At 70.1% G+C, this 1,459-nt stretch carries 1 protein-coding gene; it reads right to left on the reverse strand.

Annotation, left to right across the window (positions count from 1 at the left end; all coding sequences use genetic code 11):
* A partial coding sequence (locus tag AOK08_RS36465; RefSeq protein ID WP_157876950.1) for a type I polyketide synthase occupies positions 1-1,459 on the reverse strand: 1,459 nt, incomplete at both ends.

Genomic DNA, 1,459 nt, shown 5'->3' on the forward strand with positions numbered 1-1,459 from the left:
CAAAGACAGCACCCCCGCCACGTGGGCCGCGGCGATCTCCCCCACGGAGTGACCCACCACGAACCGCGGCACCACACCCCACGACTCCACCAACCGGAACGCCGCCACCTCAAACGCGAACAACCCCGCCTGAGCCCACACCGTCCGATCCAGCAACCCCCCACCGGCCTCGGACTCCGACTCCGCAGTCGGCTCCGAGGGCCAGGCCACCGACGTCAGCGGCGCCCCCAGCAGCGGATCCAGCACCTCACACACCGCATCCCACGCCCCCGCGAACACCGGGAACGCCTCGTACAGATCCCGCCCCATACCCAACCGCTGCGCACCCTGACCCGAGAACAGCACAGCGACATCAGGCTCTTCAGCCCCCGCCACACCCCGCACCACACCCGGCACATCCGACCCAGAGGCCACCGCCTCCAGACCACCCGCCAGGTCCACACGCCCGTCACCCACGACCACCGCCCGGTGCTCGAACACCGACCGACCGCTCGCCAGCGAGAACCCCACATCCACCGGATCCAGCGCCTCATCGGCTGCAACACGCGCACGCAACCGCTCCGCCTGCCCCCGCAACGCCACCTCACTGCGCCCCGACACCGGCCACACCACCAGACCCGAACCCAAGCCCGAAGCCGAACCCGAGCCCGACTCCCCAGCCTCAACGCCCTCTTCGTCCACAGACTGCGGAGCCTGCTCCAGAATCACGTGCGCGTTCGTCCCACTGACGCCGAACGCGGACACACCCACCCGACGCGGGCGGTCGGCCTCCGGCCACTCCCGGGCCTGGCTCAGCAACTCCACCCCGCCACTGGACCAGTCGACCTGATCCGTGCGCTCCTCCGCATGCAAAGTGGCCGGCAGCACGCCATGGCGCATCGCCTCCACCATCTTGATCACACCAGCCACACCCGCAGCAGCCTGCGTATGACCGATGTTCGACTTCACCGAACCCAGCCACAACGGCCGGTCGTCGGGACGGCCCTGCCCATACGTGGCGAGCAGTGCCTGCGCCTCGATGGGATCCCCCAGACGGGTACCCGTGCCGTGTGCCTCGACGGCGTCGACCTCGGCCGCGTCGAGTCCGGCGACGGCCAGGGCCTGCCGGATCACCCGCTGCTGCGACGGACCATTCGGAGCCGTCAGCCCATTACTCGCACCGTCCTGATTGACCGCACTGCCCCGCACCACCGCAAGCACCCGATGCCCAAGCCGCTCAGCATCCGACAGCCGCTCCACCAGCAGCACACCCGCGCCCTCGCCCCAGCCCGTACCGTCCGCGTCGACCGAGAACGCCTTGCACCGGCCGTCCACCGACAGCCCCCGCTGCCGCGAGAACTCCACGAACGACAGCGGCGACGACATCACCGTCACACCACCGGCCAACGCCACATCACACTCACCCGACCGCAGCGCCTGCACAGCGAGATGCAGCGCCACCAGCGACGCCGAGCACGCC

The sequence above is a fragment of the Streptomyces graminilatus genome (assembly GCF_001418565.1).
Classification (GTDB): Bacteria; Actinomycetota; Actinomycetes; order Streptomycetales; family Streptomycetaceae; genus Streptomyces; species Streptomyces graminilatus.